This is a genomic window from Desulfobacterales bacterium (assembly GCA_021647905.1).
In the GTDB taxonomy this organism is placed as follows: Bacteria; Desulfobacterota; Desulfobulbia; order Desulfobulbales; family BM004; genus JAKITW01.
Genome location: JAKITW010000113.1, coordinates 1 through 4,828, shown reverse-complemented (window position 1 = coordinate 4,828; position 4,828 = coordinate 1). Strand labels below are relative to the sequence as shown.

8 protein-coding genes are annotated in these 4,828 nt (G+C 55.5%); 5 read left to right on the top strand and 3 right to left on the bottom strand.

Going from position 1 to position 4,828, the window contains the following annotated elements; translation table 11 throughout:
- Nucleotides 1-244 (top strand): hypothetical protein (locus tag L3J03_12175; protein ID MCF6291737.1); only part of this gene is annotated, 244 nt, incomplete at its 5' end.
- 49 nt (nucleotides 245-293) lie between these two features.
- Here L3J03_12175 and L3J03_12170 read toward each other — a convergent pair.
- Nucleotides 294-725, bottom strand: coding sequence for a type II toxin-antitoxin system VapC family toxin (locus L3J03_12170; protein MCF6291736.1), 432 nt, complete (start codon nucleotides 723-725; stop codon nucleotides 294-296).
- Nucleotides 718-1,002 (bottom strand): type II toxin-antitoxin system prevent-host-death family antitoxin, encoded by a 285-nt coding sequence (locus tag L3J03_12165; GenBank protein ID MCF6291735.1) that lies wholly within the window; start codon nucleotides 1,000-1,002, stop codon nucleotides 718-720. The genes L3J03_12170 and L3J03_12165 overlap by 8 nt, the downstream gene beginning before the upstream one ends.
- 400 nt (nucleotides 1,003-1,402) lie before the next feature.
- Between L3J03_12165 and L3J03_12160 the strand changes: the two genes are divergently transcribed.
- From L3J03_12160 to L3J03_12145, 4 genes are all read left to right on the top strand, one after another.
- Complete coding sequence (locus tag L3J03_12160; GenBank protein ID MCF6291734.1) at nucleotides 1,403-1,645, top strand: AbrB/MazE/SpoVT family DNA-binding domain-containing protein; 243 nt, start codon at nucleotides 1,403-1,405, stop codon at nucleotides 1,643-1,645.
- Nucleotides 1,642-2,052 carry a type II toxin-antitoxin system VapC family toxin gene (locus L3J03_12155; protein MCF6291733.1) on the top strand — a complete coding sequence of 137 codons (411 nt, stop codon included), beginning with the start codon at nucleotides 1,642-1,644 and terminating at the stop codon, nucleotides 2,050-2,052. The genes L3J03_12160 and L3J03_12155 overlap by 4 nt, the downstream gene beginning before the upstream one ends.
- A gap of 325 nt (nucleotides 2,053-2,377) precedes the next feature.
- On the top strand, nucleotides 2,378-2,596 hold the full coding sequence (locus L3J03_12150) for an addiction module protein (GenBank protein ID MCF6291732.1): 219 nt from the start codon (nucleotides 2,378-2,380) through the stop codon (nucleotides 2,594-2,596).
- Nucleotides 2,593-2,883 carry a type II toxin-antitoxin system RelE/ParE family toxin gene (locus L3J03_12145; protein ID MCF6291731.1) on the top strand — a complete coding sequence of 97 codons (291 nt, stop codon included), beginning with the start codon at nucleotides 2,593-2,595 and terminating at the stop codon, nucleotides 2,881-2,883. Before L3J03_12150 ends, L3J03_12145 begins: the two co-directional genes overlap by 4 nt.
- A gap of 237 nt (nucleotides 2,884-3,120) precedes the next feature.
- Here the strand turns inward: L3J03_12145 and cas1 are convergent.
- Nucleotides 3,121-4,828 (bottom strand): CRISPR-associated endonuclease Cas1 (gene cas1, locus L3J03_12140; protein ID MCF6291730.1); only part of this gene is annotated, 1,708 nt, incomplete at its 5' end.

The following is a 4,828-nucleotide window of genomic DNA, read 5'->3' as shown; positions in this document are numbered from 1 at the left end:
GCTTATGGATTCCGAATCGCCGTTGCGGCGAAGCGAGTTCCTGCTTGATAGCCTGTTTATGAACAGCCGGCCCTTCTCAATGGAGCGGCCGTTGGTAGAAGAAGACCCCTTTCCCGACAGGAGGGGGTTTGTGGTTAATCTCCTGGCCGGAAAGGGCCGCTGTCAATTATGTCGGTCTCGCAACAACCTGCTCGACGGACGTGATTCGTCTTGTAACTTGTTGATTTTATTGGGTGGCATTTGAAGCATTTCGGGTTGTTACGGGTTCATCAATTATGGTCCAGCCATGCTGGTTAGTGGAGCGGGGCCTCCATTTTCTGCAACCGGGCCGCTTCCCGCAATCGGGCATCAAAGCTCAACAAGCGCAATTCCGGAAGATCGCGGCGCAGGGTGACGGACAGGCCGAGGTGCCACAGGTCCGCGCCCCTGAGTGGCGTGTCCCGCGCCAGATCCCTTACGGCGTCCCAGTCCGGCAAGGCGATTATCCGGCGCCATATTCCGTGCTCAAGAGCGCCCAGGGCCTGGTCGGCCAGGGAGGCCGGTATGATCTTGTTACGGCTCAGGCGGGCGATGACCGCACAGGCCTCGGCATGGGCCAGGGAGGAAATGAGATGCAGGCCCGGAGCGCGTTGCCATTGATGAGCCGTTTTGCTGTGGGTGTCCGTGAACAGGAGCGAAAGTACGGCCGATGTATCCCAGTAAATTACGCCGGGCGACTCAGGCATTGTCCCGGTCCTCCCGCAGATAACGCTGGGCTGCGTCGTGCAACACCGGAACGGGAGAGGAAAGAACAGACTTTTCTCCCGGCAACGCCGGAGCCAGCACGCCCCTTTCCTCCAGGTATCGAATCCGTTCCTCCAGGGACAGCTCGGCAGCGGTGATCGGGACGATCTTGCCCACCGGCTGGCCTCGGTCGGTCAGGGTCACCTCGTGCCCCTGGCGCACCATCTTGAGATATTTGCTCAGGTTGATCTTGGCCTCTCTGATGCCCACGGTCGTCATGGCTTCTTGCCTCCCCGATTCTATGATCTCCGATATGTGGTTATTGTAACCACATGTTGTCCCGCAGTCAAATCGATTCCCTGGCCGTCCCCCCGTACTGCCAGAAGACAGAAGGCGGATGGTTGAACACAAGGGGGCAGTTGTCAGGGTGCAGGGGGCAGGAAAACCCCGGGTTCATCGCTTCTTTGTCGTTACCGGCAGCTGCCCTCTCTCAGTCCGCGGTTGCCTCTCCTGTACCCGGATGCCTCCCAGAGATAAGTTTGTTAACTGTGAAAACAATGTAGTTTCCCGCAGAGTTTCCCCTATTCTTCCTCAACCAGCTTAAGTTCGAATTGACATATTGACTCCGCCTGTTTCTTACGCTACTATAAAAAGTAAGATTATCAACAGGAGGTAGAAAATGATTTCGACTGTGACTACAAAGGGCCAGATAACCATACCAAAGGCTCTCAGGGATCAATTAGACATCCATCCGAAGGATAAAATTGATTTTATCTCCCAAGGAGACAGGATCATCCTGATGCCGGTCAAGACCCTCCGGGACCTGCGGGGCTGCGTGACCGGCAGCGGCGGCGGCCCGGATGAAGAGCGGCGCACCGCCAAGAAGGCGGTAGGCCGACGGGTCAGCGGTGAAATGTCATGAAATCATGTTTTCTCGATACAAACATCTTCATACGTTATCTCACCAACGATGATCCGGCCAAGGCGGAGCGGGTTGACAAGCTGCTTGCCGAGGCCGCCGACGGTAAGATAAAGTTGGTGACCGTTGAACTGGTCCTCGCCGAGGTCGTCTGGGTGCTGGAGTCCTCTTACGGTCTTAAAAACAGCTCTATCGGCCCAATGATCAAGGCCATCCTGGCAACTCCCGGCCTTGAAGTCATCAACGGTCCCCTGGTTGAAAAAGCGGTTGAACATTACATGGCCGACAACATCGATTTCATTGACGGCTACATCGCCGCTGTAATGGAACGCCATAAAATCAGCGAAATCTTTTCCTACGACAAGAAGCACTTGACCCGGATCGCCGCCATCCGGCGGAATGAACCGTGAAGATCATACTTGGCCGAGGATGGTTTTAACCTTCTGAACCCTGCCGGATTCCTCCCAGAGATAAACTTGTTAACTGTAAAAAACAACGTTTAGTCCTTTACTTCCCTGCCGCTTCTTCTTGGACATCGGAAAAGGCGTCATGATCATGCTTTTAACGAACATCACGCCCAGATATTTGAAACCCTGTTCAAAGCTCACCACCTCGCCCTCGTCCAGCAGCCAAAATCCTTCGCCTGAAAAATGGAAAATTCTATTTTTTTAATGAATTGCGATACACATCCCGATGCAGTATATTTTATTAGAATACATTCTATGGAGGCTGCTAATGGAATCAACTCTGCAAATCGACAAAATGACAGTTTCCGACAAGCTCAAGACAATGGAACTGATCTGGGACGACCTCTGCCGCACCTCGGAACAAATACCCTCGCCTGGCTGGCACGAAAAAATCCTGCGTACGAGGGAAGAACGAATCACTCAAGGAACTGCGCAATTCTCGGATTGGATGGAGGCCAAAGAGAAAATCCGGACTTCCGTTAAATGAATATCCGCATCCTTGACGAGGCACAGCAAGACTTGATTGACGGTTTCCGGTTCTACGAAAAACAGGCAACCGGCCTGGGCGATTATTTTCTTGATTCCCTTTTCTCGGATATTGATTCCCTGCAGATTTACGCTTCCATTCATTCCCGGCGCTTCGGTTATCACCGACTGCTCGCCAAACGTTTTCCGTTCGCAGTCTACTACCGTGTCGACAAACAAACAGTCCTGGTAAACGCTGTTCTGGACTGCCGCCGGAGTCCGGCCTGGGTGCGGGAACGGCTGACATAGTTTTCAGCCTCAACTCTGTCCCATAATAGTTAATGGATGACCCCACTGCCCCCTGCACCCTTCAGTAAACATCCCCTCTGTGTCGGGTCAGTCCCTCCAAACTGCCAGAAGACAGAAGGCAGATGACGGAAGGCACCAACTTCCGGTTTTTACCGTCCTCTGTCCTCCGTCTTCCGTCCTCCGTCCTCTGGACATAAGGAGCAGTTGTGTCGGTCTACACTGCGACACTGTCGACAATTATCGTGGCTGGTAAAAGAAGAGTTTGCCCTTCCCGTCCACCCATCTGCGCAGTACCTGGACCTGGGCGACCAGAAGTTGTTTCAGGGTCCCCCCATCACCGGCAAGCCGCACGTTCATCTCCCGTTCAAAGGCCTCCAGGAACGGGCCGATCCCTTCCGACTTCATGTGAAAGGTTTTGTACTGGCTGGAGAACTCAAAATGCTCGGACCGGACGACCCGGCGGTTGACGGTCTTCAGCACAAAACGGTCCATTCTGGCGCGGAATGGTTCCTGCAGATCGCAGACCAGGGACTCGTAGTTGTCTTTGTGGCTATGGAGAAAACCGAGATAGGGGTTGAGTCCCTGGCTGCGCAGAAGGACGTTCAGTTTGGAGAAAAAGAGAAAAGAGGTGAAATCGGTCAACACGTTCCAGGGATCGCACTTGGCCCGGGGCAGCCGCCTGGCGCTCCGGAAGGCCGTATCCACGAACAAGGGCCGCAGAAACTCATAGATCCGGCCGGTGGCCTCGCCTTCCAGACCGCGAACGGTCTCCACCGTCTTTGCCTCCATAATCGAGTTGATCCGGGTCTGGAGCAGCGCGCATACCCTTTTTGTCCTGGAACCGTAACGGCCGGCGAACCAGGATGAATAGCCGGCCAGCTTGGCTGCTGCTATCCGCCCGGCGATAGCGCGTCTCTGTTCCGCCGGGGTCGTTTCGAAGCGCCGGGCGTGGCGGGCCGCAATCACGAAATAGGCCCTGGAGTCTGGCCGCAGGGTGTTTACATACCGGCCCGCGGCCCGGCAGAAAGAAACAGGAATATTTTCCCGGCTGCACTGGTGCAGAAGCCGGGCCGAGACCGTGTTGTTGCCGAAAATCACGATTTCTCCGATTCGACTCATGGGCAGCCGGGTAATGAGCCGGCCGCCTTTCCTGATAATCAGGGAGCCGGAATCAATGCCGGCAAAGGCATACATGCTGCGGATAAACACGGTCTTGCGCAGGGCGGTCCGGTCGATGAACTCCTCGTCAAGTTCCGGGCCGAAGTCAAAGCCCAGAAAAGAAAACCCTGCGTCCAACGCGGTAACAGCCGTCTTCTCGTCCTTGAGTTCCAGACCCAGGCGTTTCAAAATATTCGCGGCATCCTCCCGGGCCTTTTTCCCTTCTTCCAGGGACCTGGTCAAAACCAGGAAATCATCACCGTACCTCACCATCCGGTAGCCGAGCGCATTCATTTTCTCGTCAAAGGTGTCAAGAAAGAGATTGGCCAGCAGCGGGGCAAGGACCATGCCCTGGATAAGGCCCCGGTCCCTGGGGCAGGGCCGGTTGTTCACGGTCAGGTCGGCCTTGATGAATCGCTCAAGCAGGGAATAGGTAAGGTGGTCCGCCCGGGGCAGCAGGTTGGCCAGCCGTTCCAGCATAAGCTGCCAGTCAACCGAGTCGAAAAAGGACTCGACATCGGATTCGAGTACATGGGTAAATCCCTGCCGAACCGCGGCCGTGACTACGCGTCTGGCCTGCTGCCGGGAGCGGCCTCGGCGGAAACCGATGGAGCATTCCTCGAACATGCGGTCGAAAACAGGGGTAAGCAGAGTATGAAGCATCTTCTGGACCAGGTGGTCCCGGGGGTCGGCCACGGCGATTAATCGGGCGCCGCCCGATTTCTTCGGGATGGTAAATCCCTGGAAGGCGGCGGGCCGGTAGTCGCCCCTGGTTATGGTTTCGTGC

Bases quoted from the DNA above. Each gene is read 5' to 3' on its own strand.
- L3J03_12170 (MCF6291736.1), bottom strand. From the start codon at position 725: ATGCCTGAGTCGCCCGGCGTAATTTACTGGGATACATCGGCCGTACTT.
- L3J03_12165 (MCF6291735.1), bottom strand. From the start codon at position 1,002: ATGACGACCGTGGGCATCAGAGAGGCCAAGATCAACCTGAGCAAATAT.
- L3J03_12160 (MCF6291734.1), top strand. From the start codon at position 1,403: ATGATTTCGACTGTGACTACAAAGGGCCAGATAACCATACCAAAGGCT.
- L3J03_12155 (MCF6291733.1), top strand. From the start codon at position 1,642: ATGAAATCATGTTTTCTCGATACAAACATCTTCATACGTTATCTCACC.
- L3J03_12150 (MCF6291732.1), top strand. From the start codon at position 2,378: ATGGAATCAACTCTGCAAATCGACAAAATGACAGTTTCCGACAAGCTC.
- L3J03_12145 (MCF6291731.1), top strand. From the start codon at position 2,593: ATGAATATCCGCATCCTTGACGAGGCACAGCAAGACTTGATTGACGGT.